We start from the raw sequence: 598 nt of genomic DNA, 5'->3' as shown, positions 1-598 counted from the left end.
GCCGGATCCTGGCCGCCACCGCCGGATTCGGGCAACGCCTGGCCACCCGGATGCGGTACCGGAAGGTCGGCGGCAGCCACCTGACCGGCGACAACTCCGAGATCGGCGCGGCCATCGGCCTGCACGGCGCCGACCGCTCCAGCGGCACCGGCACCGGGCTGGGGTTGGGGTTGGGGCTTCGGGGGTCGATCGGCAGCCTTGCCGCGATGGCCGACGGCGCGGGCACACCGATGTCGCCGGGCCGGTTGCTCGGCGACGCCCTCGCCGAAGGCAGGCGCGGTTTCGCACCCGTCGCGATGGTGCTTCGGGGCGCGCACACCGCGTTAATCGGGCCAAAGCCGGCTCCCCGCCACCCGGCCGGGGCGGTCTTGTCCTCCGTCGCCGGCCAGGGCCCGGGAAGCGGTGTTCCCGGCGCGGCGGGTGCCCGGGGCGAGATGGTGGGGGATCAGGAGAGCGGGCAGATCCTGCACGACCCGGCCACCGACCGGCCGCTGTTGGGATCGCGGATCCACGCCCGTGCCTCACGACTGCGCGGCTACCGGATCGCCGCCCGCACCGCCCGCGCCGGATACGCCGCGACCCTGGGACTGCCCCCCAC

1 pseudogene is annotated in these 598 nt (G+C 75.8%); it reads left to right on the top strand.

Annotated features, from left to right (window positions below):
- A pseudogene (locus ADK55_RS18615) lies at nucleotides 1-598 on the top strand (hypothetical protein); the annotation flags it as partial.

This window comes from Streptomyces sp. WM4235 (assembly GCF_001279725.1).
Classification (GTDB): Bacteria; Actinomycetota; Actinomycetes; order Streptomycetales; family Streptomycetaceae; genus Streptomyces.
The sequence above is the reverse complement of the archived record's forward strand: the minus strand, read 5'-3'. Positions and strand labels throughout refer to the sequence as shown.